This window comes from Clostridium sp. OF09-36, from assembly GCF_003481985.1.
Taxonomy (GTDB): domain Bacteria; phylum Bacillota; class Clostridia; order Lachnospirales; family Lachnospiraceae; genus Brotaphodocola.
Map to the genome: position 1 here is coordinate 1 of NZ_QUMD01000094.1, position 686 is coordinate 686.

Consider the following 686-nt stretch of genomic DNA (forward strand, 5'->3'; position numbering starts at 1 on the left):
ACCCAACCGCAAGGAGGGAGCTGCCGAAGGCGGGATTGATAACTGGGGTGAAGTCGTAACAAGGTAGCCGTATCGGAAGGTGCGGCTGGATCACCTCCTTTCTAAGGAAGAAGAAGTAAGAGTTTTAAACACTGTTGAATCTTTGATAAAAAGGTTCCAAGATTTCCGGTGCCGATGCGCTTAGGGGAAACACCCGTTCCCATCCCGAACACGACGGTTAAGACTTAAGCGGCCGATGGTACTATGCTGGAGACGGCATGGGAGAGCAGGTGGGTGCCGGAATAAAAAATGAAAAAGTGCTTGACAAAACAGTCAAGATCATATAAAATATTTACTCGCTGAGCTTTTTACCAGTGATTAGAGAGTTCAAAAGTTTTGAGTTTTCTAATGACTGATAAAACATCAGTCAGACATGTACCTTGAAAACTGCATATTGAATTAATCAAGATAAAATCTTTTAAAAGATAATATCAAGACATCCGAGGTGTTACATCGCAAGATGTAACCAAACAAATAACTCGTTTTAAATAACGAACCTAAGACCAGCGATACAACGCTATGTATCGTAGATAAGTAGCCCGCACCCGCAGGTGAACATCAATTGGTTAAGCTATAAAGAGCGCAGGGTGGATGCTTGGCACTAAGAGCCGATGAAAGACGTGATAAGCTGCGAAAAGCTTCGGGGA

Annotated in this window: 3 rRNA genes; all 3 read left to right on the plus strand. The window is 43.3% G+C overall.

Annotated elements, in window-relative coordinates:
- Positions 1–101 (plus strand): 16S ribosomal RNA (locus tag DXA97_RS19840); the annotation flags it as partial.
- A 63-nt stretch (positions 102–164) separates the two neighbouring features.
- Positions 165–282, plus strand: a 5S ribosomal RNA gene (gene rrf, locus DXA97_RS19845).
- Between the two features lie 321 nt (positions 283–603).
- Positions 604–686, plus strand: a 23S ribosomal RNA gene (locus DXA97_RS19850); the annotation flags it as partial.